Here is a 24,290-nt window from a genome sequence, read left to right on the forward strand (position 1 = left end):
TTGGCGGGACGAAAGACAAAATCCGGGGGCGGGCCAGCCGCCCCCGAAGCCAGCCAAGAGGCGGATGGAAAAATCCGGCTTGATAAATGGCTGTTTTACGCACGTTTTTTCAAAACGCGGGTGATCGCCTCTGCCATGATCACCAAGGGCCGGTTGCGTCTGAATGACCAACGCCAAAGCAAACCCGGCCACAGTATTGGCCCCGGTGATGTGCTGACCTTTCCAACGGGGCGTCAAACCCGTGTTATCCGCGTGGTCGGCCTGAATGACCGACGTGGCCCCGCCGCCGAGGCGCAAGCAATGTACACTGACCTAGACCCCCCAATTGAGACTGCGACAGCATCCCCGCTTGAATGATGGGCGCAGGTGATTTATCCAAAGGGCCAACGCTTTTCGCGACCCCGAAAATGGATGAGGCCAGCCATGACCTATGTGGTTATCGATAACTGCATCGCCTGCAAATATACCGACTGCGTCGAAGTCTGTCCGGTGGATTGCTTCTATGAAGGCGAGAACATGCTGGTGATTCATCCGGATGAATGCATTGATTGCGGCGTATGCGAACCCGAATGCCCCGCAGATGCCATCCGCCCCGACACAGAGCCGGACATGGAAAAATGGGTTGAATTCAATCGCAAGTATTCCGAAAGCTGGCCGGTAATTGTCTCGAAGAAAGATCCGCTTCCGGGATATGAAGAACGTGACGGTGAAACCGATAAGGTTACCAAGTACTTTTCCGAGGCACCCGGCGAAGGCGGCTGATCAGTTACGATGGTGTTTTTGGTCTAAGGATTCCCGTTTGCGGGGGGCTGAAACCGTGCGATTCTTCTTCTGTTGGAATCAGCCCGATTCTGTGCTATGATCCCTTAAAGATAAACAAGGGATGCCACGCCTGCCCCAGCGCATCTGGGGGAACTATCTCTGGATATAGGATTTGATCGCGGCAGCCGTTTCGGTTGCGCGTGGTTTTTTCGTCCAGAGGGTTTGCATTTTAACGAGGAAGCACTTGAATGACAAAGACCAAAAAGCCTGACTTTCGTCCTAATGAGTTTGTTGTGTATCCGGCCCATGGGGTTGGTCGCATTGTCTCCATCGAAGAACAGGAAATTGCTGGGCTCCATCTGGAGCTGTTTGTCGTCTCCTTTGAAAAGGACAAAATGACGTTGCGGGTGCCAACCCATAAGGCAACGGAAATTGGTATGCGTTCGCTGTCCTCGCCGGATCTGATCAACAAGGCGTTGGAGACGCTTAAAGGCAAAGCCCGCGTTAAGCGTGCCATGTGGTCCCGTCGTGCGCAGGAGTATGAGCAAAAGATCAACTCTGGTGATCTGCTTTCGATCGCTGAAGTGGTTCGTGATTTGCACCGCACCGATGATCAGCGTGAGCAGTCTTATTCCGAACGCCAGCTTTATGAAGCCGCGTTGGAGCGGCTGACTCGCGAAGTCGCTGCTGTTTCCAGTGTAGATGAAATGATTGCGCAGAAAACCGTGGGTGATGTGTTGATGTCGCGCGCGGCATAAAACCGTTTCAATAATTTGTATAACGGCGGCCATACGGGCCGCCGTTTTGCATTAGGTCAGATGCGCCGCGATGAGGCATAGGGCCGTCGCCTCGGCCAGCTGTTGGCTGGCCCCCAGAATATCGCCGGTTTGCCCGCCGATTTTGGCCCGTGCCATCATGGCCAGCCCGGAAACCGCCACCACAATACCAAACAATCCCACCAGCCCCGCAGCCCCGAGCGTAAGCGCAAACCCCGTGGCGATCAGCACGCCGATGCCCGCCGCAGCACGTGGCACTTGCCCTACAGTTTGCGACAGCCCGCTTCCGCGCGCATTTGGCAATGCAGCCATCAATAGTGCCATCGGCGCGCGCGACATCGCCCCCACGACCACAATGACCCAAAACTGCTCGGCCCCGATCAAGCCCGCCAATGCAGACCAGCGGACAAGCCCCACAACCAGCAAAGCCATCACCCCATAGGTGCCGATATGGCTGTCCTTCATAATAAGAAGCCGCCGCGCCTTATCCCATCCACCCCATAGCCCATCAGCTGTGTCGGCCAAACCATCTTCATGCAGCGCGCCGGTCATCATCGCTTGGATCCCCAACACCAGAGCGGCAGCGATACCGGCACCCAAGGGCTGCGCTGCCATTGCGACCAGTGCGGCCAACGCGCCCACAATCGCGCCCGCCAAGGGCCAAGCCCATGCAGCCTGCGGCGGCGTAATTCGCGCTGAGGGGCGCAGGGGCAGGCGCGTCAACAGCCGCAGGGCGCCCGTGATATCGTGCAAACCGGGTTTGTTGTTCTGGGGCATGGTTTTATCCTTGTCGGCGCTGGTAAAAGCCTGACCGCTTAGCTACCCAAGGCAGCAGTAAACGACAAGGAGGCCCGCCCCATGATGACCCAATTCACTGATGTTTCCGAATTTCAGAATGCTTTTATCGCGGCGGCTGGGCAGGATGCTGCCTCTCGTCAGGGGGCAAGCCAGCGCAATGCGCAGTTGACCAAACCACCCGGCGCCTTGGGCAGGCTAGAGGATCTGGCGATTTGGTATGCGGGCTGGCGCGGCACCGACCGCCCCCGTATTGCGGCACCACAGGTGATCGTCTTTGCCGGAAATCACGGGGTGGCGGCGCAGGGGGTCTCGGCCTTTCCGCCCGAGGTCACGGTGCAGATGGTTGCCAATTTCCGCGCTGGCGGGGCAGCGATCAACCAATTGGCAAAGCTTTTTGGTGCGCAAATCTCGGTGCATGCATTGGACTTGGATCGCCCGACGGAAGATTTTACCACCGCGCCTGCGATGGATAAGGCCGAGCTGTTGGCAGCATTGCAGGTGGGGTGGGATGCGGTGGACCCGGCCTCGGATGTGTTGATTACCGGGGAAATGGGCATCGGCAACACCACGCCCGCGGCCGCGATGTGTTGTGCCTTGTGGGGGGGCGATATTGCCGGATGGGTCGGGCGCGGGACGGGCGTGGATGATGCGGGGCTGGCGCGCAAGCTGGACGCTGTGACCAAAGGTTTGGCGTTGCATCAGGGGCGTGACCCGATGGAGGTGCTGCGCTGTTTGGGCGGCCGAGAGATTGCGGCGATGACGGGGGCAATTGCGCGCGCAAGGCTGCTGCGTATTCCGGTTATCCTCGACGGGTTTATTTGCTGCGCTGCCGCCTCGGTCCTTGCGAAACTTTTGCCGACGGGCTTGGACCATTGCGTCGCGGGCCATGTCAGCGCCGAGACAGCGCACCCCGCCTTGCTGCATCATCTGGGCCAAGAACCGCTTTTGTCCTTGGGCTTGCGGCTTGGCGAAGGGTCGGGGGCGGCGCTTGCGCTTGGCGTGCTGCAAGGGGCGATTGCCTGCCATTCGGGCATGGCGACATTTGCCGAGGCGGGTGTCGCGGCTGGATAAGGGCGCGGCTTACTGTGCTGCGTCCAGCTTGGCGCGGCTCTCGTCAAGGTCCTCGGTCATGGCGGCGGCAAGATCGCGTTCAAGCTGCTGCGCGCGGGCGACATAGGCATCATTGAGGTGAACAGGCTGCCCCGGCACCCAAACCTGTGCCAGATCGCGCAACGCCGCACGTTCCACCTTGAAGTAGGTCTGCGTGACTTTTGAGGCCTCATAATCCGTAAAGCCGATGTTTTCCAACACATAGCGCCCCGCCCGGATGGAGCTGTCATAGCTTTCGCGCACGATGTCGTTGGCACCGGCACGGTAAAGCGCGAAAACATGCGGACGGTCATAGGCGCGCGCGATGATATGGATGTCGGGGCGTTGCTGGCGGGCATGCGCCACGATTTTCACGGCATTTTCAGGGTTGTCCACGGCGACCACCAGTACCGATGCTTCGGAAAGGCCTGCGGCCTCCAGCAGCTCGGGGCGGGTGGGGTCGCCGAAAAAGCCTTTGGCCCCGAAACGGCGCATCTGCTCGATCGCAGCCATATCGCTGTCGAGCACCACGGTCGAGCCGCCGCACATCTTGACGATCCGGTTAACGGTCTGGCCGAAGCGGCCAATGCCCGCGATGATGATCCGGCCCTGCTCGTCAATGACATCGGCGGGACGTTCAGTCTCACGTGATTTCATGCGACGCGCAAGCGCCTCATAGCCGATGAACAGGGCAGGGGTCAGCAGCATGGAAAGGCTGATGATCAGCAGGGTGATCTCTGCGATAGAGGTGGGCAGGATGGACTGTTTGCGCGCAAAGCTGACGATGAGAAAGCCGAACTCCCCTGCCTGCGCCAGCCCAAGCGCGAAAAGCCAGCGGTTGGGGCCGCGCAGTTTGAAGATGAAGGAGAGCAACAGCAAAACGCTCATCTTCAGTGCGATGACCGCTAGGGTTAGGGAAACGATCAGCACCGGATTGGCCAGCAAAACATCGAAATTGATCCCGACGCCAACGGTGATGAAAAACAGCCCCATCAAGATGCCCTTGAAGGGTTGGATATCCGCCTCCAACTGGTGCCGGAACTCCGAGTTGGCAAGGACGACGCCGGCAAGGAATGTGCCCAAAGCCGGAGATAACCCGACCAACATCATCAAAAACGCGATCCCAAGCACCATGAGGAGGGAGATGAAGGTGCTCATCTCTGGCAGGCGGGAGGCGTGGATAAACCGGAAGATCGGGCGGGTGAGGAAGTGACCGACCAGAATGATGCCAGCCACAATCCCGAGTGTCATAAGGGTTACGGCCCAACCGGGCAGGGATTGGACGAGGGTGACAAGCGGCTCGGCGGCACCTGCGGTATGCGCCTCAACCACTGCGCCTGGGTTGGAGATGCCAAAGGTGGCGGCGGTGATGCTTTCGGGCATTCCGGTGCCGCTAAGGGCAAGCAGCGGAATGATTGCCAAAATTGGCACCACGGCGATATCCTGGGTGAGAAGCACCGCAAAAGTCGCGCGGCCGCCGGCCGTTCGCATCAGGTTTTTCTCTGACAGGGTTTGCAGCACGATGGCGGTGGAGGACAGCGAGAACAGCATCCCCAGCGTCATCCCGATCTGCAAGCTTAGCCCCAACCAGCTGGCAACCAAGGTGATGGCGGCGGTGGTCAAGACCACTTGCAACCCGCCCATCCCGATCAATTTGTGGCGCATATCCCACAGCGCGCGGGGATCCAGCTCCAGCCCGATCAGGAACAGCATCATGACCACGCCAAATTCGGCGAAATGTTGAAGGTCTTCGTTTTCCGTTCCCGCCAGCCCCAGCACCGGCCCCACCAGAATACCGGCGGCCAGATAACCAAGCACCGACCCCAACCCAAGCCGGACCGCAAGCGGAACGATTAAAACGGCCGCGCCCAGATAAATTGAAGCTTGGAACAGAAAACTTTCCATGGCGATCCTTTGTTCTGGCTTTTAGCGCGATGCAATGCGCCCGTTGGGTGGTACTGCTGCCACACCGTTGCACGCTTAGTAGCACCCGCAACCGGTCTTGTGGAGATGTCATTATCGGGTTTCTTGGCGCAAGGCTGTTTAGGACAGGCCGGTGATTGATGTGTGGTTTTGCCACAATTGATCCGCCCCCTTCGGTTATGATACTGGTGACGGGGCATAGGGAAGGACGGGCAGATGGCAGGCGCATGGGTAGAGTTTTTCGTGGCCTTTGCGGTGTTCATGGCCGCGCACCGTATTCCTACCGCGCCGCAGACAAAGGTTCTATTGCAAGCGCGGCTTGGCGCGCGGGGCTTTACGATTGCCTACAGCCTTTTGTCCACGGTCTTGCTGGCTTGGCTTATCGTGGCGGCAGGGCGGGCGCCGGTCGTGGTGCTTTGGGATCAGGCGGTGTGGCATCGCTGGCTGGTCAATCTGGTGATGCCCGTAGCGCTGGGGCTTGCTGTCTTTGGCATTTCTGCGCCCAATCCTTTGTCTTTTGGCGGTAAAAAAACGGGGTTCGATCCTGACAGGCCGGGGATTGCGGGCGTTTTGCGCCATCCGTTGCTTTGGGCTTTGGCGCTTTGGTCAACTGCGCATTTGCTGGCGAACGGGACGCTTGCGCATGTGATCTTGTTTGGCAGCTTTGCGGGATTTTCTGTGTTTGGCATGATCGCGATAGACCGGCGCAATCAGCGCGTCATGGGGGCGCAGCGCTGGGCTGCTTGGGCACAAAATACCTCCCGCTGGCCTTGTGAGGCTTTGCTGAGGGGGCGTTGGCACCCGCAATCGGGGCCAAGCCTTTGGCGCTTGGGGCTGGCGGTTGTGGTCTGGGCGGCGGTGTTCCACCTTCATGCGCCCATTATCGGGGTAATGCCCAATCCGTGACAGGTTCAGGGTGCCAAAAGCACCAAAAGCTTGGTTTTGGATGTCGTCACATCTGCAAGCGTATAACGGTCGAGACTGGCAAAGAAGGCCTCTTGGGCCTCGGCCAAAGGGCTACGCAACCCGCATGCAGGTGCAATAAGGCAGGTTCCTACATTTGAAAAACACTCCGCCACCGGCTCATGTTGTTTGAGCGCGCGCAAAACCGCCCCGATGTTGATGTCGCCCGCCGGGCGCGCAAGCCTTAGCCCGCCGCCGCGCCCGCGCTCGGAATTGACAAAACCTGTGCGCACCAATTCTGTTGCGACTTTGGCCAGGTGATTGGCAGACAGCCCGTAAAGCCGCGCGATTTCGGCGGCAGGAACCCTGTCGGGGGTGCGGATGGACAGGGTGACAAGCACCCGCAGCGCGTAGTCGGTGAATTTATCAAGTTGCATGTTTTATAATTAGCATTCGTAATGCGCATTTAGAAGGTGTATATAATACGTATCTTAAATGCTGATTATAGGTGACATATGAAGATTGCCGACGCGCTTCTCTGGCCGGGAACAAAAATTTGCGAATGGTTCGGGGTGGACCCGAAAGGGGATGCCGGGTTGATCCGCTCTATGTTCAACATGATCTTTTATCTGACGGTCATCCTTGGCCTGCTTTGGATCGTGCTGGGGTAACAAGGCGGCAAGGCCCTGCCCGGACAGATATCCGGACAGGGGAAAGGGTTTAGAAACCTGCTTTGATTTTCTCGAACTCTTCCAACATGCGGTCGCGCATCTGGTTGTCGATCGGGGTTTGCGCCAGCAAAGTGGTGTCAATCGGGCTGACATCCGCTGCGATCAGCTCCTCTGCCGGAATGGCGGCCATTGCGCGGTTGTTGGTGGAGGCATAGCCGAAACCGTCCATCAGCCCTTTGGCAGAACTGTCATCAAGCCAAGCATTGATGAAGTCATAGGCTTTATCCTCGGAGCCGGGCCCTTCTTTAAGATTCACATAACCGCAGAACCACGTCGCAGCGCCCTCTTTGGCTTGACGTTGAAAGCCGACGGGGTGGCCATCTTCGCGCATCAGGGCGATGGAATCATTCCATGTCCAGGCAACCTGCACCTGCCCGCCCGCCATCAACTGCGATAATTCCGAGGGGTCGGCCCAATAGGCGACGACATTGGGATGGGCCTCACGTAGCCATGCGGCCCCGGCTTGAAATTGCTCTTCGGTCAGGTTCGTCCAATCGGAAACACCCGTGGCCAGCAAGGCGAGCGACCAGATATCATCGGTGTTATCGGGCAGCGAGATGCGGCCTGCGAACTTCGGGTTCAAGAACACATCGACGGATGCGACTTCCTCTTCGGTGACATCTGCCGTGTTATAGGCAATCGCGGTATAGGCGTAATCGGTGGGGATGTACCACACGCCGGTCTCATCCTTGAAGATAGCGGACTCGAGAAACCGCGGCGCGATCTGGTCAAAGTTGCTGATGCGCGAGACATCCCACGGTTCAATCAGGCCTGCATCGCGGTATTTGGAAACCATCTGCGAACAAGGGTGCGCGACATCGGCCTTGAAGCCGGAAGCGACCTTTTGAAATGCCTCGTCGTCATCGCCGTAAAGCGCATAGGTGGGCAACTGCCCGTGCTTTTCGATATAGGAGCCGAGAAGGTTTTTATCCTCGAATCCCGCCCAGTCGAAAACGACCAGATCGGGGTCGGCAGCATGGGCGGCAGTCAGCGGCAGGGCCACGGCCAATGCCGCACCAAGAAGGAGTTTGCTTTTGATATTCATCGGTTTTCCCTTATTTGTTGGACGGTCAAGAGGCGGTTTTCGCCTTCACGTTCTAAAGATAGGCTAGGTGTTTGTACGGAACCACTCAAGAGGGAAAAATGCTTGGGATTCTGCCATGATTTCGGGGGTGGGTGATCCATTCACGCTGTGTCAGCGTATATGAAATATATAAAAAAGAGTTTGGAATAAGATGTCTGATACGCCGTTGATTCTGTGGGTTCGCCGTGACCTGCGCCTGTCGGATAATCCGATGCTGGCCCAAGCGGCAAAGTCTGGCCGTGCGGTGGTGCCCGTGTTCATTCTGGACCCCGAAACCGAAAGCCTCGGGGCGGCGGCGAAATGGCGCTTGGGGCTTGGGTTGGCCGCATTCGCGCGGGCGCTGGAAGGGATCGGCAGCAAGCTGATTTTGCGGCGCGGGCCTGCGCTAGAGGTCCTGCAGGGGTTGCGCGCGGAGCTGGGTGCGGGGGCCGTGCATTGGGCGCGGCTGTACGACGCGCCTGCAAAAGCGCGCGACACGCAGGTGAAATCAGCCCTGCGCGGTGATGGCATTGAGGCGCAAAGCCATGCGGGCCATTTGCTGTATGAGCCGTGGACAGTGCAAACAGGGCAGGGCGGCTATTACAAGGTGTATTCGGCCTTTTGGCGCAATGTCAAAACCCGGGAGGTTTCGTTCCCCGCAGCCGCCCCGAAAACACTGAAAGCGCCGGAAAATTGGCCCGCCAGCGATCTGCTGGACGATTGGCAGATGGGCCGCGCGATGGACCGCGGTGCGGCTGTTGTCCTGCCGCATCTTGGTGTCGGTGAGGGCGTGGCCCAAACCCGTTTGGCGGATTTTCTGGACGGTCCGGTGATGCGCTACAAGGACCGTCGCGATTTTCCGGCAGAGGATGCCACCTCACGGCTTTCCGAAAACCTGACCTATGGCGAGATCGGCCCGCGCAGTATCTGGCACGCCACCCAGCGGATGATGCACGAGGGCAGTATCGGCGCAGAGCATTTCCTGAAAGAGCTGGCTTGGCGCGAGTTTGCCTATCACCTGCTGCATCACTCGCCGCATATTACCAGCAGGAACTGGCGCGAGGAATGGGACAGCTTTCCTTGGCGCGGTGACAATGATGATGCCGAGCTGTGGCGACGTGGCATGAGCGGTGAGCCCTTCGTCGATGCCGCCATGCGCGAGATGTATGTCACAGGCACGATGCATAACCGTGCGCGGATGATCGTGGCCTCTTATCTGACCAAACACCTGATGACCGATTGGCGCGTGGGCCAGCGCTGGTTTGAGGACTGCCTGATCGATTGGGATCCGGCCTCAAATGCGATGGGCTGGCAATGGGCTGCGGGCTCCGGGCCTGATGCCACCCCGTATTTTCGGGTGTTCAATCCCGAAACGCAGGCCAAGAAATTTGATCCCAAAGCGCTTTACCGGCACCGTTTCATTGCGGAACTGGCAAGTCCGCCGGGACCGGATGCGCGCGGGTTTTTCAATGCCGTCCCGAGGTCTTGGGACTTGGACGTGCCGTCGCGCTATCCGGATCGTTTGGTGGAGCTGTCCTTCGGGCGCAAGCGCGCGCTAGAGGCCTATTCGGTCCGAGGCACCGCGGCCGATGAACCTTAAGTCGCGGTGATTGGTACCTTTTCGTAACACTTCGACCATATGCTGTGCCCCATCCCTTGATGCCCGATCTGAAGCGGGCCGCAGGGGGCCGACACGCATGATCGAAACATTCGCAGGGACCATATGCCGACGATTTCAAAGCTCATCGCCGCCATTCTGTTTGGTGCAACCGCGTTCTTCGCGGGGGAGGCGTTCAAACTGGGCATGCCTGAGGGCATGCAATATGGCCAATATTCGACCCTTTGCGTGGTGATCGGGCTGCTGAGCGGCTGGCGTGTCATGGGCCGACAGGCAGGCCAGGGTTACGGTATGGCGCTGGGCTTCGGGATCAGGACGTCGGCGATCATTGTGGCATGGGCGATACTGCTGTTTTGCACTATTCTTATGGTGCGCAAAGCGTTTAAAAAGCGCTACGACAGCCCGATGGAGGCAATTGTAGACATCTTTGCGCTTGCTTTGGAGTATGGTTCGCTGCTCTTTACGGCGGATGTGCTGGGTGCTTTGATTGTTGGCGGAATTATAGGGGGGCTTGGTGCCGAATGGGCCAAACGGCGGTGGGATTGAAGTTTTGAGACCTTTGTTTATTTACGGTACCCTGTGCCACCTGCCATTGCTGGAGGTGGTCTTGGGGCGGATGCCGGCGTTTCAGCCCGCGATTTTGCCTGATCACGCGGTCTATTGGGCGGATGGCCATGATTTTCCGCTTGTGGTCGCGCAAGCGGGCGGGGCCGCGTATGGCTATTTGCTGACAGATCTGGATGATGCAGATCTTGCCCGGCTGGATTATTACGAGGGCCCCTTTGGCTATGGCACGCAAGAGCGGTTGGTTGAGGTGGACGGGCAAAGCGTTTCGGCGCTGGTCTATATTCCCGAGCCGGGACTTTGGCATCCCGCCGACCCGTGGCAGCTGCAAGATTGGGTTGCGCGCTGGGGGCAGGTGATCGTAGCCACGGCAGAGGACATGATGGCGCTTTATCCGGCAGAGATCCCGATGGACCGGCGCGGCACTATGGTGCTGCGGGGCGCCGGCCGGTTGCGCGCAGCAGTGCCGGGTGCAATCGGCCTGCGCCGTCCGCTGGCAGAGCGTGAGGTGCAGGTGCAAAGCCGTAGCCAGCCCTATGCGAATTTCTTTGCGGTTGAGGAATACGATCTGTCGTTTCGCCGGTTTGATGGCACGCAAAGCCCGGTTGTGAAGCGGGCCGTATTCATCTCGGTCGATGCGGTGACGGTGCTGCCCTACGATCCGGTTCTTGACCGGGTTCTACTGGTTGAACAATTCCGAATGGGCCCGTTTGCGCGCGGTGATATCCAGCCATGGCAGCTGGAACCTATCGCCGGCCGCATTGATGTGGGCGAAACCCCCGAAGATGCCGCCCGCCGCGAGGCATTGGAAGAAGCCGACCTGACCTTGGGGGACTTGCTTCCTGTCTCGGCCTATTACCCTTCGCCGGGGGCCAAGATTGAATATATCTATTCTTATGTAGCGCTTACAGGCCTGCCTGATGGCACAGCAATTATCGGCGGTGCGCAGGATGAGGCTGAGGATATCAAGGGTCACCTGATGAGCTTTGAGGCCTTTGCAGCCCTTGTCGCACGGGGGGAGGCGACATCAGCCCCCTTGCTGATCAGCTACTATTGGTTGGAGCGGGAGCGCGCCCGTTTGCGGGCACAGGTTCGTGACGTTGCAAGCTAGGTGCGAGGCTTGAATTGGCGCCTGTGACCCCGTACACCTTGGGCAATAGCAAAAGGATATTCGCATGCGCATTTATAGCGATCTGGCCGATGCCATTGGCAAGACCCCTCTGATCCGGCTCAACAAGGCTTCAGATGCTACGGGCTGCGAAATTCTGGGCAAGGCAGAGTTTTTGAACCCCGGTCAGTCGGTCAAGGACCGTGCCGCGCTGTATATTATCCGTGATGCGGTGGCGCGGGGCGCGCTGCGACCCGGCGGGACGATTGTCGAAGGGACGGCGGGCAATACGGGCATCGGGCTTGCGCTTGTCGGGGCCTCGATGGGGTTTCGCACGGTCATCGTTATCCCTGAAACCCAAAGTCAGGAAAAGAAGGATATGCTGCGGCTTGCAGGGGCGCAGCTGATAGAGGTGCCCGCGGCACCCTATAAGAATCCGAACAATTATGTGCGCTATTCAGGCCGCCTGGCCGAGAAACTTGCCCAAACCGAACCTAATGGCGCGATTTGGGCCAATCAGTTCGACAATACAGCCAATCGGCAGGCCCATGTCGAAACCACCGGCCCCGAGATTTGGGAGCAGACTGGCGGCAAGGTTGACGGCTTTATCTGCGCGGTAGGGTCGGGCGGCACGCTGGCCGGAATGGCAATGGCCCTTCAGCCCAAAGGCGTCAAGATCGGGCTGGCCGATCCCGAAGGGGCAGCGCTGCATTCTTTCTATACTACCGGGAAAATGGAAAGCCCCGGCTCCTCGATCACCGAAGGTATCGGGCAGGGCCGCATTACTGCAAACCTTGAGGGGCTGACACCGGATTACAGCTACCGTATTCCGGATGCCGAGGCCTTGCCGGTCGTGTTTGACCTGCTGGCGGAGGAGGGGCTTTGCCTTGGCGGATCGTCGGGTATCAACGTCGCTGGGGCCATTCGGATGGCGCGCGAGATGGGGCCGGGCCATACCATTGTCACGATCCTATGCGATTACGGCACGCGCTATCAGTCCAAGCTTTTCAATCCGGAGTTCCTGCAGGCCAAAGGGTTGCCGGTGCCGGAATGGCTTGATAGCGCGCCCCGCGAAATCCCCACGGTGTTCGAAGAATGATCCGTATGCGGCAGGCCGTAGGCGGCTTTACCCTGTTTCTTGCTGCTTTGGCGTTGTGGTTTGGCATCGCGGCTACTGCCTCGGCGCAAACCGATAAATCCGCAGGCGCTGCGGCTGGCGAAAGCACGGCCCAAGCGGTGCTGGACTATGATGCGTGGAACAAGGTCTCGGACGATGCCGAGACGAAGGTTTCCGATTCTGAAGTGACAGAAGAAACGTTAATCGCCCTGCGTACCGAAATTGCAGCTTGGCGGGCACGGTTCTTGGCCGCTCAAGGGGTGAATTCTGCCCGTATCGGCACAATCCGCGCGCAGATTGAGGCGCTTGGCGCGCCCCCCGCAGATGGCGTGACCGAGGCTGCCGATATCGCGGCGCGCCGTGTGGATTTGGCCGAACAGCTTTCAGTGGCCCAAGCCCCTGCCATTGCAGCGGTAGAGGCGTACAGCCGTGCCGACGGGCAAATCGGTGAGATCGACGCGATCCTGCGCGATCGTCAGGCAGAGGCGCTTTTGCAGCTTTGGCCTTTGCCGATCAACCCTGCGAACTGGCCGGCAGCGGTGACGGCCCTTTTGCAAGCGGGCAACACCTTGGGTGCAGAGCTTACCGGCAATTGGGCGGATGAGGCAAAGCGCGCCAACCTTAGGAACAAGCTGCCGCCGATTGTCGGCCTGTTGCTGGTTGCCCTGCTGACCATTTTTCGCGGTCGGTTTCTGGTCGAACGCTTTGCGGTGCGATTGCTGGATGGCGGCACCTCCAGTCTGCGAGAGATTTGGTCGTTTATGGTCTCTCTTGGTCAGGTGATTGTGCCCATACTGGGGGTTGTGGCCTTTGTGACGGCGGTTGTCATGTCGGGCATGCTGGGCCCCTTGGGGGCCGAGGTGGCGCAGGTTCTGATCAAGGTTGGTCTGATCGCCTATGGGTCGCGCTGGCTTGGAACCTGTAGCTTTCCAAAGGCATTCTCTGCGCCGAGGCATTTGCAGCTGGATGCCGACGGCCGCGCCAAGGGCCGTTTTCTGGCGCAATCCCTTGGCCTTATCTTCGGGCTAGAGGTTTTGCGCACAGCCGTGCTGCAAACAGGCCAGATGTCAGAGGCAGCAGCCTCGGTTTTTGCCTTTCCGATGGTGCTTTTGACAGGTGTCCTGCTGTTCCGTCTGGGCAAGCTTTTGTTGCGCAGCACGAAGGTGGAGCAGGATGAGGAGCAGGACGAAGAAGCGCCGATGCCGTTTTCGTTGCGCTTGATCGCCCTGTTGTCGCAGATAGCGATGGTCGTCGCGGTTTTGGGGCCGTTGCTTGCAATGGTCGGCTATGTCCGCGCGGGGCAGGGGCTGGTCTATCCTATGGTGGGGACTCTGGCCCTTGTGGGGCTGTTGTTCACCTTACAAAGCCTTGTCGGCGCGGTTTACGCGGTGTTCGCCCGTACGGATGAACAGGGGCGGGACGGGCTGTTGCCGGTACTGATTGGTTTCGTGCTTAGCTTTGCCGCGATCCCCTTGCTGGCCCTAATCTGGGGCGCTCGGATGTCGGACTTGACGGAGGTGTTCACCAAACTGCGCGATGGTTTCCAGATCGGTGAGACCCGGATTTCCCCCACGGATTTCATTCTGCTATTCGTTGTTTTCGGCTTTTGGTATGTGGTTACGCGGCTTTTGCAAGGGGCGTTGAAAACCACGATCCTGCCAAAGACCAATCTTGATCACGGCGGGCAGAATGCCATCGTGGTCGGTGTCGGCTATGTCGGGATTTTCCTTGCCGCGCTGATCGGGATTACGTCAGCGGGGATGGACTTGTCCGGCCTTGCGATTGTGGCGGGTGCCTTGTCGGTCGGTATCGGTTTCGGCTTGCAAAATATCGTGTTGAACTTTGTCTCGGGCATCATCTTGCTGATTGAGCGCCCGATCTCTGAAGGCGATTGGGTTGAGGTGAACGGCATCATGGGAACGGTGAGCAGCATCTCTGTCCGCTCTACCCGGATCCAGACCTTTGACCGCACGGATGTGATTGTTCCAAACTCTGACTTCGTGTCGAATATGGTGACAAACTGGACGCGCTATAACATGACCGGTCGCTTGATCGTGAAAGTTGGCGCGGCCTATGGCAGCGACACGCGCCATGTGGAAAGGGTCCTGCAAGAGATCGCCGAGGCGCAACCGCTGGCCGTGTTGAACCCGCCGCCGACCGTGGTTTTGGCGGAATTCGGTGCGGACAGCCTTAACTTTGAGATTCGGGTGATCTTGCGGGATGTGAACTTCTCTGTCACGGTCCGGTCGGATATCAACCATGATATCGCCCGCCGCTTTGCCGAGGAGGGTATCGAGATCCCCGTCGCGCAGCGTGCGATCTGGCTGCGGAACCCCGAAGCGCTGGAGCAATTTAGCGCACCAAAGCAAGGTCCTATCCCCGATAGCCCTGCAAACAGCTAGTCACGTCAGGATGGTTTTATGACGGATCATTTTTTTCGCGCCGACCCTTATCAGGTAGAGGCTGAAGGCGTGGTCATAGCCCACACCGGCGAAGGTGCGATTGTACTAGATCGAAGTGTCTTTTACCCCAATGGGGGCGGGCAACCCGGCGATAGTGGGCAGCTGGTTTGGGGCGCGCACAAGCTGCCTATTGCAACGGCTGTCAAGGTGCAGGGGGGCGGCGTTGGCTTACTGCCCGCGATTGCCGCCGAGATGCCCGCGATCGGCACCAAGGTGCGCCAGCATTTGGACTGGGGTCGTAGGTATCGCCACATGCGTGTCCACACTGCTTTGCATCTGCTTTCGGTGGTCATTCCCTTGCCGGTAACCGGTGGGCAGGTTGGCACCGAAAAGGGCCGTCTGGATTTTGCGATGCCGGAGCCTCTGGCCAATATGCAGGCGATTGAGGATGCGTTGAACCGCTTGATCGACCGGGATTTGCCAGTGACTGAAAGCTGGATCACGGAGGCAGAGCTGTTGGCGAATCCGGGTCTTGTGAAGACAATGTCGGTCACGCCCCCGACCGGTCAAGGGTCTATACGTCTGGTTCGGATTGGCGAGGGCGCGGCTCAGGTTGATCTGCAGCCTTGTGGTGGCACCCATGTTGCCAGGACCGGCGAGATCGGCCGTATCGCGCTTGGCAAGTTGGAGAATAAGGGCCGTCAGAACCGTCGCGTGTCGCTGCATTTGGCCGAATAAACAAAAGCATGATCAAATACAGAATTTCTGCATAGCCCCCCTTGCCACCCCCCACAATTGCAGGCTAAAGACCTCTCAACGGAGCGGTGGCCGAGTGGTCGAAGGCGCACGCCTGGAAAGTGTGTAGGCGGGGAACCGTCTCGAGGGTTCGAATCCCTCTCGCTCCGCCATAAATTTTTACGTAATAATTTATTTTACCCAATTTAAACAGAGCTCTAGTGCTGTTTACGGCTCTCTTCGGGCTCCGGGTCGCTTGAAGTGCTACACGTTTCGCTACACATATTGCTACGCGACATTGATGTGGGAGAGACGATTTTGACACTTATGGGCAGGGGAAAGATGTTGTGGCTCCGCAAACGGGTTCCTGTCCGATATTCCTGTGTTGAAGGCAGAAAAGAGGTTTGGTTAAGCCTGCATACAGATTCCGAGACTATTGCCATGCAAAAAGCTAGTTTAATATGGGATGAGCAGATTGAAGCTTGGGAGGCCCGCTTGGCTGGCGATAGGACCGTAGAACGCGGTTCTTTCGGGCCCGTCTTCATATCCTCAACGGTCGCCCGCTTCCGCCATTTGGCAACTGTCTAAATAAACTTCCACGGTGAAAATCCTCCGGCCCTCCCTGCTAAATCAGTGAGAGCAAAAGTGGACGACTTTTACGCCGCCCGCACCAACACAATGCCGATGCTACCGTGGCCTAATTTGCAACCGCCCTATACACGGAAGTTCGGTAAGCGGTGTTCGGATCACACGGTTTGGACGTAGTTCCAGGGCAGGAGCTCTCTGATCTGGCTTTGCCGATGCCAGTTCACGATAGCAGTGAGAGTCCGGGTCAGGTAGCTGTGCGGCTCAATCCCATTTAGTTTGCAGGTTTCTATGAGAGAAGCCAGAACGGCCCAGTTTTGGGCCCCGGTTTCGTGACCGGCAAAGAGGCTGTTTTTGCGACCGATGGCAATGGGCCGGATGGTGCGTTCGACGGTGTTGTTGTCCATCTCAATCCGTCCGTCGGTGAGGAACAGGATCAGCCCGTCCCAGTATTTTGCGACGTATTTGAGCGCCTCGCCAGTTGGGGATTTGGCTGAGACCTGCCCTCTGGCCTGTGCCAGCCAGTTTTTGAAGTTCGCGACTATCGGAGCGGATTTGTCTATTCGGACAGCCAGCCTCTGTGATGCGGGCAAGCTGCGGATTTGCGTCTCGATGCGATAAAGAGCTGTGATCTGCCTCAGCCCTTCCTGCGCAATCGGCGCTACGCTGTTTCTGGTCAGCTCGAACAGCTTACGACGGGCATGCGCCCAGCAGTAGGCGAGCCGGATGTTAGCTTGCCGTTTTGGGTCAATCACACGGTTGTATCCGGTATAGCCGTCGACCTGAAGAATGCCTTCAAAGCCGTTCAGAATATCCACCGCATGTTTGCCGGATCGCCCCGGCGCGTATGTGAACGCCACGCCGGGTGGATCATCTCCATTCCATGGTCGGTCATCTCGGGCCAGCGCCCAGAAGTATCCCTTCTTCACTTTGCCCTTGCCGGGGTCGAGCACCGGGGCGGTTGTCTCGTCCATGAAGAGCTTGGTGGATCGCTTTAGGTCGGCCATCAGCGCGTCGTAAACGGGGGCCAGTTCATAAGCGGCCTTGCCCACCCATGCCGCCAGTGTGGACCGGTCGAGATCAACACCCTGACGGGCGTAGATCTGCGCCTGCCTGTAGAGCGGTAGGTGATCCGCAAACTTGGCAACGATGACACTGGCGACAGTAGTGTCAAACGCGGAACTATGGCGCGCCATACCCGCCGAATTCACCACGATGTCAAATGCGTTCCCTCAAAGACCCGTGCGAGGGCACCATGGTCCGTTTGATCCAAAGGCAGGGCGCTCGTCGACCAGCCAGCAGCGCGCATTTCCGCGACTGCTTCGTTCAGCTTGTCCTCTCCGCGCGTCGCGCAGACAACATCAGCGCCGGCATCAGCAAGGGCGGTCGCACAGCCCAAACCGATGTCCGAGCTGGCACCGGTCACCAATGCGCGTTTACCTTCCAGACGGAAGGAAGGCGTGACGGGCAGTTTCATTCCGCGGCCTTTGCGGGGCGTGGTGCGCCCTCACCGTAGGGCACATTTACCCCGCCATAGCGCCGGACGCGCACATTGCACTGCTCGGCGTGTCCGATAAATCCCTCTAGCATGCACAACCGCGAGCCGTAGGCACCAATTTCTGCCGCGGCCTGATCTGTGGTGATCTTTTGATACGAATGGGTCTTGAGATATTTGCCGACCCATAGCCCGCCGGTATAGCGACCGGCCTTGTTGGTTGGCAGGGTGTGATTGGTGCCGATGACCTTGTCGCCATTGGCCACATTTGTACGTGCGCCGAGGAATAGCGCGCCATAGCAGGTCATATTCTCAAGGAACCAGTCGTCACGGTCCGTCATAACCTGAACATGTTCGGACGCAATATCGTCCGCGACCTGCAACATCTCGTCATAGGTATCGCACAGGATTACCTCGCCGTAGTCCTCCCAAGACACGCGCGCCGTGCCTGCGGTGGGCAGGATTGCGAGCAGGCGGTCAATCTCGGTCAGTGTTTCTTCTGCCAGTTTGCGCGAATTTGTTAGCAGGACGCAGGGGCTGTTATATCCGTGTTCGGCCTGTCCCAAAAGATCGGTCGCGCAAAGCTCCGCATCGACCGTATCATCAGCGATAACCATCGTTTCGGTGGGTCCGGCAAACAGATCAATGCCAACACGGCCAAAAAGCTGGCGCTTCGCTTCGGCGACAAAGGCATTGCCGGGGCCGACCAGCAAATGCACCGGATCAATGGTTTCGGTTCCGATCGCCATGGCACCCACGGCCTGAATGCCGCCCAGAACGTAGATTTCATGCGCGCCACCAAGATGCATGGCCGCAATAACGGCGGGATTTGGCTCTCCATTGAATGGGGGAGTGCAGGCGATGATGCGGGGCACGCCCGCCACCGCAGCTGTAGCAACCGACATATGTGCAGAGGCAACCATGGGGAATTTCCCGCCAGGGACGTAGCACCCCACCGACTGAACGGGGATATTTTTGTGGCCAAGGATCACGCCGGGCATCGGCTCTGTTTCGATGTCCAGCATCGAGTCGCGCTGTGCTTGCGCAAAGGCCCGCACATTGGCTTGGGCATACTTGATGTCGGCCAGATCCAAAGGATCGACGCGTGCGATGATCCCGGATATCTCGTCCTCGCTCAACCGGTAGCTTTCCCTGTCGTATTTATCGAACTTCACGGACAGTTCATGCACGGCCGCGTCACCGCGTGCCTCGATTTCCTTCAGCGTTGTCGCAACAACCTGCGCAGTGCGGGCATCATCTTCGGCGCGATCTGCGGCAGGTTTGCCGGACTTAAGGTAGGTGACGGTCATCAGGGCTCTCCGTGTGGTGGGAACAAATTTGGTTATGCTCTGCGATAACGGTCGGGCATTCATCGTGCAATATTTCTAAATCGGCGTGAAAAATTTCAAACTACGCGCTGTCCCGCTCCATCAGTACACTGGGCGTGATCCGGATGGTGCCTGCGGCAGCAGGGTCTTCGATCAGTTGCGAAATCAATTTGAAGGTATCCTGAACCATCAACCGGATTCTCTGACGGACTGTGGTCAAGCGGTAAGACCGCCACGCCGCCATCGGAGTGTCGTCAAATCCCACAACTCCCAGATCATCAGGAATACGAAACCCCTCAGATTTTGCGGCATCAATGGCCGCAATTGCCATAATATCATTGGCGCAAAAGACCGCATCCGGCCGCCGTCCGTCCTTGAGCAGGTCGCGTACGCTGGCAAAGGCCACATCATAGTTGAAATCACCGGAAACAGTCTTGAACACCGGCATGTCAGCCTCTGCCATCCGGTCTTCAAAGCCCCGCCAGCGCTCCATATGGGTCGAGGTGTTTCGTATGCCACCAACAAAGGCGATCCGTTGGTATCCTTTATTAACCAGCAAGTTAGCGACCTGCCGCGCGCCAGCATAGTTGTCACAGCAAACCGCACTCAGCGCCGTATTGATCTGTACACGGTTGAACAACACAACCGGCAACCCCTTTTGCAGGCACTGGACTGCCAGTTCAGAGGACAGCATTGCAGAGGTGACGATCACCGCGTGCGGGCGCTGGTGGAGGACATGCCCTATGACACTGTCGACGGTTTTTCCCTGCGGAATAATATGCAGGTTCAGGTGAATGCCGCTCGCCAATGCCGCGCTGGAAAATTCCTCGAGAATTGAGGGATAAAACGGATTCATCACATCACCGACAACCAGTGATACTATGCGCATTCCAGTCTGCGTCGCTATGCGGTGCGCGGGAATAACATAGCCCATCTCCGCCGCAGCAAGCAGGATTTTTTGCCGCAAGGGGTCCGCAAGCGATGCATCGGGGCGAAAGGCACGCGACACCGCCGAGACTGATGTACCCACGGCTAGTGCAATTTCTTTCGCCGTTACTTTCATGAAATATCCCCGCTCTCATCAAATGAATGCGCTTCCTGCCCCTAAACGTCCAGTAAAAAAACTAATGGCAATCACTCTGCCCTTCGCTTTGAGAGCAGGCGCCGCACCTCGCAACATCGTGAAATATTTCAAAGCTGTGCAAAATTCGCCTGTCGCCTATTAGTTTCGCTAAGCTGTGCTAGCAACTGGCGATCAACCAAGGAGTCCCGACTATGAAGGCCAATCTGAAAAAGGACATGAAATCCGGAAAGGTGCTGGTCGGGACATTCGTCAAAACGCCCGCTCCCGAGCTAATTGAAATTCTGGCGAAATCCAATCTAGATTTCCTAGCGCTGGATTGTGAACATGCGCCGTTTGACAGAGGTCGGATGGATATGTGTCTCGGGATTGCCCGTGCGCTTGATATTCCCACACTGGTCCGTGTTCCGACCGGCACCGCATCTGAAATTCTAAAGGCAATGGACAGTGGTGCGGTCGGTGTAATCGTGCCTCATGTGGACAGTGTCGAAAAGGCGGAAATGATCGCGCGCGCGGCCCGCTTCGGGCATGGCGGGCGTGGTTATGCTGGAACAACCCGCTGGGCGGGGTTCGGCACACGGCCAATGGCCGAGGTACTTGCGCAGAGCATTGAAGAAACAATCATCATTGCGCAAATCGAAGAGCCGGAGGGCGTAGTCGCTGCCGCAGGCATCGCGGGTGTTGACGGGGTGGACGGGGTTTTTGTTGGCCCCGCAGATCTTGCTGTGTGTTACGGTAAGACCGACATGAACGATCAGGCAGTGCTGGACGCAATGCAATCCACCGGCAAAGCGACTCTGGCGGCTGGAAAGACATTCATGACATTTGCCACAGATTCAACGGTGGGTCCGCAGCTGAAAAAACTGGGCGTGACGATGTTCTTTGTTGCATCCGAACACGCATTCATGTTGCGCGGCGCAAACGCCGAGGCGAAGGCCCTGCACGACATGGAATAAGGCGCGACTGACCAAATACCCACCCGCCTCACCCGTATCAGAAGCCGAACAGGGTTGCAGGGTTGCTCGCCAGAACAGTCTGGCGTTGCGACACTGGAACGACCCGTAAAAATGCCTCCGTCAAATCTTCGATCTCGGGGCGCTTTGCCGCTCCGCGCATCAGATAGGGCCAGTCGCTACCCCACAAACATCTCTCGGGGTTCACCTCCAACGTTCTGGTGACAAAGCTGTCCACCTCACGATACGGCGAGTTACATAATCTATAAGGAGCCGATAGCTTCAGCCACATCTTCCCAGTCTCCAACGAGCGTAGAAAAGTGTTGAACCCCGGTTCATCCGGGCCGGCGGATGTGTCGGGCCATCCCATATGATCAATCACGACATCACACGGAAGCCGCATTAGTTCCGGCGCGATCTCGACCATGTGCATATGGGTATGCAACAAAATCTGCAAATGCATGCCGCGAGATTTTAACCTTGGGGCAAGAGACTTGGCGCCTTCCCAATCCAGCACGCCACCATGGATGTAATTGAGCCGCGCGCCCTTGAAACCCTGCTCAGCCATATAATCCAGCACTTCATCGCTGACGTCCGAAGTCAGCAGCGCAACTCCACGGAAATTATCCCGCCCAAGGCGTGCAATCGCTTCCGCAGTAATGCTGTTGTCCAATCCGTAGATCATCGAATGAACGATAACGCCACGTGTCAGGCCAAGTTGCGCCAGATGCGTGCGGTATTTGTCCAGCCAGTGATCCAGCGATCCCGTCGCAGGGGTTTCGCTTCGATTTGGATCCATCGGAAATTCAGAATCGTCCCCGATAATGTGTGCATGACAGTCGCAGCCGTTTGTGACGTCAGTAAATGCAGTGGTCGGTGGGGCCGTTATGGTGGGCGATGCTTTGGATTGCATAATGATGTCCTTTTTGGCCGCTACGTTAAAGCCAGCTAAGATGTGGCGCAGCGGGCACCACACCGGTTGGGTTGATGTGCAGATGCGATCGGAAATAATGCTCCATACAGCTGCGAAGATCGAAGGTTTCGGCGACTCCGCGTAGTTGATGTACGCGGCGAACAAACGCGGTCAGCGCGGGCATTTCCTCGATTCTCCGAGTGACCGTGCGAAAGAGCGGAATGTAAATGGCATCAAAACGGGCGAGACTTGTGTAGAGCATAAAGTCCGCCTCGGTGGGACTATCCCCCAACAGCCAGCGCGAATCTGCGAGTTGGGATTCAAACTGGTCAAGGCCGCGCTCAAGGATGGCGAGGTTTTCATCATAGACGGCCTGACTACGTCCGAAGCCGCATTTGTATACAGCTGACGTGATTTTTATGTAAATCTCGTCTATCAACTTTGTTATCTCACCCCGCTGCGAGGCCGGAAGAAAATCCTCCCGCACGTCGGTGAACGCATCAAATGCGCTGTTAAACATATCAAATATGTCGCGGGTGTTGTTTGACAGGATCCGCCTTGTTTTCAAATCAAACAAGACAGGTGTGGACGCCCGCCCTGTATAGGAAGGATCGCTGACGGCATAGGCTTCGTAGAGATAGAAATATCCGGTCAGCGGTTCGGGGTTGTGAACATCCACGCGGCTAAATTCACGTCCGTTTTCTCCCATCTCGGGCAAAACAGAGACAGTAGGTACGACTTTCTGCAACCCCTTGAACCGGTGCAGCATCGACACCCGTTGTGCCAGAGGGCATCCTGGACACTCCACCAGTAGATACCGGTTGGCCTCAGCGGGATTGGGTGAATCCCCGCCTGCACGAACCATGCCCCGAAACCCTTCCTGACGGGGTTCCCACCCTCCTGATCCGATCTGCTTTTGTGTTCCACCGATCCATTTACCGGCAACCAATTGTCCCATAGCGGATCTCCAAATGAAAGCGTGTTCATGACTGCGTTGAATAACGTATCGTACGAAACCTCATTTTTTATAAGCTGAAAAATAGAAACATGAAATTTTTTCAATGTATGTACACGTGTACATTTTTGCGCAAAGGTGATCGACATAATAGAATCAAAATTTAGGGGATGCCAATCATGACCTTCAATCGAACATTGATCGTTGCAATCGGTGCACTATTGCCTGCATCGATCGCCGCAGCCGACGTCACCTTACCCGAACAGATGACTTGGGCCAGCTATGACAGCCAATCAATCGTTTATGCTGAATCGATTTCAATCGGAAAGGTGTTGGAAAAACATTACGGAATGAAGTTGCAAGTCGTTCCCATCCGTAATGGTTTCTCACGCTTTTTGCCGGTTCTTTCGGGCAAGGCCGATCTGATGACAACGGGTAGTGACGGTTATTTTGCACAAGAAGGGGCCTTCATTTTCGCCAAAAAAGGCTTCGGTCCACAGCCGCTACGGATCATCGCTTACAACGCGAACAACCCGGGCAACGGCGCGGCGGTCACAGCTGACTCTGGTGTGAAAACATGGGCAGACGCAAAGGGAAAGCGTGTTGCGGTTGTGCAGGGTAGTGCCGCCCCTGCCAAGGTGGTCGAAGCGTCCCTTGCTTTTGCAGGATTGACTTGGGAAGATGTCATTCGCGTGCCTGTATCTTCGTGGTCTGCAGGTCAGGAGGCGCTGATCAATGGTCAGGCCGATATTGCAGCCGCGAACACCACTTCACCCAGTGTCGAGCGGCTGGCAAACTCTCCCCGTGGTATTTTCTGGCCCCCAACCGCACATGACGACACCGAAGGCTGGGCGCGCCTCAACGCAGTGGCGCCCTATATCCAACGGGCCGAGATCTGTCAGGGTATTGGCATTCCTGACGGCACCTGCGTGCAGATTAACGGATACGGTTATCCAGAATACCTGTCTTTGCCGGATCTTGCTGATGACACGGTTTATAATCTAGTCAAGGCAATGGACATCAATTCGGACGAAATCGGCACTGCATTTCCCCGTGCCAAAGGATACGCTTTTGACCTGCAAGTGACTGAACAGGCATGGCCATGGCATGAGGGCGTCATTCGTTACTTCAAGGAAAAAGGCGTCTGGAACGACGAGGCGCAAGCGCATCAGGATGGCTTGATAATGCGTCAGGAAGTGCTGGCGGCAGCTTGGGCCGAGATGAACGCAGGAGATGTTCCTGACGATGAAGTTGATTTCGCGGCCAAGTGGGGCGAAGTGCGTGCACAACATCTTAGCGAAGCGGGATTGCCTGTCGTTTACAAAGACGTCTGGAACTTCTGATCTAGTTCTCCCCAACTCTCCGGCCCGACACTTGCGGGCCGGACCTTT

22 protein-coding genes, 1 tRNA gene and 3 pseudogenes are annotated in these 24,290 nt (G+C 57.5%); 15 read left to right on the top strand and 11 right to left on the bottom strand.

Annotation, left to right across the window (positions count from 1 at the left end; all coding sequences use genetic code 11):
• The 3 genes from EOK75_RS18370 (at position 1) to EOK75_RS18380 (ending at position 1,520) form a co-directional block, all read left to right on the top strand.
• Positions 1-357: an RNA-binding S4 domain-containing protein gene (locus EOK75_RS18370; protein ID WP_137195462.1), complete on the top strand. Its 357-nt coding sequence runs from the start codon at positions 1-3 to the stop codon at positions 355-357.
• A gap of 66 nt (positions 358-423) precedes the next feature.
• On the top strand, positions 424-762 hold the full coding sequence (fdxA, locus tag EOK75_RS18375; RefSeq protein WP_137195463.1) for a ferredoxin FdxA: 339 nt from the start codon (positions 424-426) through the stop codon (positions 760-762).
• Positions 763-1,010: 248 nt separating this feature from the next.
• Entirely contained in the window at positions 1,011-1,520 is a 510-nt protein-coding gene (locus tag EOK75_RS18380) for a CarD family transcriptional regulator (protein ID WP_137195464.1), read from the top strand.
• A gap of 51 nt (positions 1,521-1,571) precedes the next feature.
• On the opposite strand, the gene cobS is transcribed toward EOK75_RS18380, so the two are convergent.
• Entirely contained in the window at positions 1,572-2,315 is a 744-nt protein-coding gene (gene cobS / locus EOK75_RS18385; protein WP_137195466.1) for an adenosylcobinamide-GDP ribazoletransferase, read from the bottom strand.
• Positions 2,316-2,396: 81 nt separating this feature from the next.
• Between cobS and cobT the strand changes: the two genes are divergently transcribed.
• Complete coding sequence (cobT, locus tag EOK75_RS18390) at positions 2,397-3,407, top strand: nicotinate-nucleotide--dimethylbenzimidazole phosphoribosyltransferase (RefSeq protein ID WP_137195467.1); 1,011 nt, start codon at positions 2,397-2,399, stop codon at positions 3,405-3,407.
• Positions 3,408-3,416: 9 nt separating this feature from the next.
• Here the strand turns inward: cobT and EOK75_RS18395 are convergent, their stop codons facing one another.
• Complete coding sequence (locus EOK75_RS18395; RefSeq protein ID WP_137195468.1) at positions 3,417-5,330, bottom strand: cation:proton antiporter domain-containing protein; 1,914 nt, start codon at positions 5,328-5,330, stop codon at positions 3,417-3,419.
• 234 nt (positions 5,331-5,564) lie between these two features.
• Here EOK75_RS18395 and EOK75_RS18400 point away from each other — a divergent pair, with 234 nt between their 5' ends.
• Complete coding sequence (locus EOK75_RS18400; RefSeq protein ID WP_137195469.1) at positions 5,565-6,254, top strand: NnrU family protein; 690 nt, start codon at positions 5,565-5,567, stop codon at positions 6,252-6,254.
• Between the two features lie 5 nt (positions 6,255-6,259).
• On the opposite strand, the gene EOK75_RS18405 is transcribed toward EOK75_RS18400, so the two are convergent.
• Positions 6,260-6,688 (bottom strand): RrF2 family transcriptional regulator, encoded by a 429-nt coding sequence (locus EOK75_RS18405; RefSeq protein ID WP_137195470.1) that lies wholly within the window; start codon positions 6,686-6,688, stop codon positions 6,260-6,262.
• A gap of 78 nt (positions 6,689-6,766) precedes the next feature.
• On the opposite strand from EOK75_RS18405, the gene EOK75_RS20950 reads away from it, so the two are divergent.
• On the top strand, positions 6,767-6,922 hold the full coding sequence (locus EOK75_RS20950) for a hypothetical protein (RefSeq protein WP_168199294.1): 156 nt from the start codon (positions 6,767-6,769) through the stop codon (positions 6,920-6,922).
• A 49-nt stretch (positions 6,923-6,971) separates the two neighbouring features.
• Here EOK75_RS20950 and EOK75_RS18410 read toward each other — a convergent pair whose 3' ends face one another.
• Positions 6,972-8,027 (bottom strand): ABC transporter substrate-binding protein, encoded by a 1,056-nt coding sequence (locus EOK75_RS18410; protein ID WP_137195471.1) that lies wholly within the window; start codon positions 8,025-8,027, stop codon positions 6,972-6,974.
• A 190-nt stretch (positions 8,028-8,217) separates the two neighbouring features.
• Here EOK75_RS18410 and EOK75_RS18415 point away from each other — a divergent pair, with 190 nt between their 5' ends.
• From EOK75_RS18415 to EOK75_RS18445, 7 genes are all read left to right on the top strand, one after another.
• Positions 8,218-9,645 (top strand): cryptochrome/photolyase family protein, encoded by a 1,428-nt coding sequence (locus tag EOK75_RS18415; RefSeq protein ID WP_137195473.1) that lies wholly within the window; start codon positions 8,218-8,220, stop codon positions 9,643-9,645.
• Between the two features lie 123 nt (positions 9,646-9,768).
• Complete coding sequence (locus tag EOK75_RS18420; RefSeq protein ID WP_137195476.1) at positions 9,769-10,209, top strand: TrgA family protein; 441 nt, start codon at positions 9,769-9,771, stop codon at positions 10,207-10,209.
• Between the two features lie 4 nt (positions 10,210-10,213).
• Positions 10,214-11,338: a gamma-glutamylcyclotransferase gene (locus EOK75_RS18425; RefSeq protein WP_205965515.1), complete on the top strand. Its 1,125-nt coding sequence runs from the start codon at positions 10,214-10,216 to the stop codon at positions 11,336-11,338.
• A gap of 64 nt (positions 11,339-11,402) precedes the next feature.
• Positions 11,403-12,434: a cysteine synthase A gene (locus EOK75_RS18430; RefSeq protein WP_137195477.1), complete on the top strand. Its 1,032-nt coding sequence runs from the start codon at positions 11,403-11,405 to the stop codon at positions 12,432-12,434.
• Positions 12,431-14,854 (top strand): DUF3772 domain-containing protein, encoded by a 2,424-nt coding sequence (locus tag EOK75_RS18435; RefSeq protein ID WP_137195479.1) that lies wholly within the window; start codon positions 12,431-12,433, stop codon positions 14,852-14,854. Before EOK75_RS18430 ends, EOK75_RS18435 begins: the two co-directional genes overlap by 4 nt.
• An 18-nt stretch (positions 14,855-14,872) precedes the next feature.
• Positions 14,873-15,592: an alanyl-tRNA editing protein gene (locus EOK75_RS18440; RefSeq protein ID WP_137195480.1), complete on the top strand. Its 720-nt coding sequence runs from the start codon at positions 14,873-14,875 to the stop codon at positions 15,590-15,592.
• Positions 15,593-15,672: 80 nt separating this feature from the next.
• A tRNA-Ser gene (locus EOK75_RS18445) sits at positions 15,673-15,762 on the top strand.
• Positions 15,763-16,077: 315 nt separating this feature from the next.
• Here EOK75_RS18445 and EOK75_RS21475 read toward each other — a convergent pair.
• The 5 genes and pseudogenes from EOK75_RS21475 to EOK75_RS18465 form a co-directional block, all read right to left on the bottom strand.
• Positions 16,078-16,173 (bottom strand): annotated as a pseudogene (locus tag EOK75_RS21475) (IS481 family transposase); the annotation flags it as partial.
• Between the two features lie 162 nt (positions 16,174-16,335).
• A pseudogene (tnpC, locus tag EOK75_RS18455) lies at positions 16,336-17,346 on the bottom strand (IS66 family transposase); the annotation flags it as partial.
• Positions 17,338-17,651, bottom strand: a pseudogene (locus EOK75_RS20955) (SDR family NAD(P)-dependent oxidoreductase); the annotation flags it as partial. The pseudogenes tnpC and EOK75_RS20955, both read right to left, overlap by 9 nt.
• A complete protein-coding gene (hisD, locus tag EOK75_RS18460) occupies positions 17,648-18,979 on the bottom strand; it encodes a histidinol dehydrogenase (protein WP_137195482.1) in 1,332 nt (443 codons plus the stop codon). The pseudogene EOK75_RS20955 and the gene hisD, both read right to left, overlap by 4 nt.
• Before the next feature lie 100 nt (positions 18,980-19,079).
• Positions 19,080-20,060 (bottom strand): LacI family DNA-binding transcriptional regulator, encoded by a 981-nt coding sequence (locus EOK75_RS18465; protein ID WP_137195483.1) that lies wholly within the window; start codon positions 20,058-20,060, stop codon positions 19,080-19,082.
• 212 nt (positions 20,061-20,272) lie between these two features.
• Between EOK75_RS18465 and EOK75_RS18470 the strand changes: the two genes are divergently transcribed.
• A complete protein-coding gene (locus EOK75_RS18470; protein WP_137195484.1) occupies positions 20,273-21,034 on the top strand; it encodes an HpcH/HpaI aldolase family protein in 762 nt (253 codons plus the stop codon).
• Positions 21,035-21,071: 37 nt separating this feature from the next.
• Here the strand turns inward: EOK75_RS18470 and EOK75_RS18475 are convergent, their stop codons facing one another.
• Entirely contained in the window at positions 21,072-21,944 is an 873-nt protein-coding gene (locus EOK75_RS18475) for an amidohydrolase family protein (protein ID WP_137195485.1), read from the bottom strand.
• Between the two features lie 25 nt (positions 21,945-21,969).
• On the bottom strand, positions 21,970-22,902 hold the full coding sequence (locus EOK75_RS18480) for a glutathione S-transferase C-terminal domain-containing protein (protein ID WP_137195486.1): 933 nt from the start codon (positions 22,900-22,902) through the stop codon (positions 21,970-21,972).
• Between the two features lie 176 nt (positions 22,903-23,078).
• On the opposite strand from EOK75_RS18480, the gene EOK75_RS18485 reads away from it, so the two are divergent.
• A complete protein-coding gene (locus EOK75_RS18485) occupies positions 23,079-24,242 on the top strand; it encodes a TAXI family TRAP transporter solute-binding subunit (protein WP_168199295.1) in 1,164 nt (387 codons plus the stop codon).
• The last annotated feature ends 48 nt before the right edge of the window (positions 24,243-24,290 follow it).

The organism is Pseudorhodobacter turbinis (assembly GCF_005234135.1).
GTDB lineage: Bacteria > Pseudomonadota > Alphaproteobacteria > Rhodobacterales > Rhodobacteraceae > Pseudorhodobacter > Pseudorhodobacter turbinis.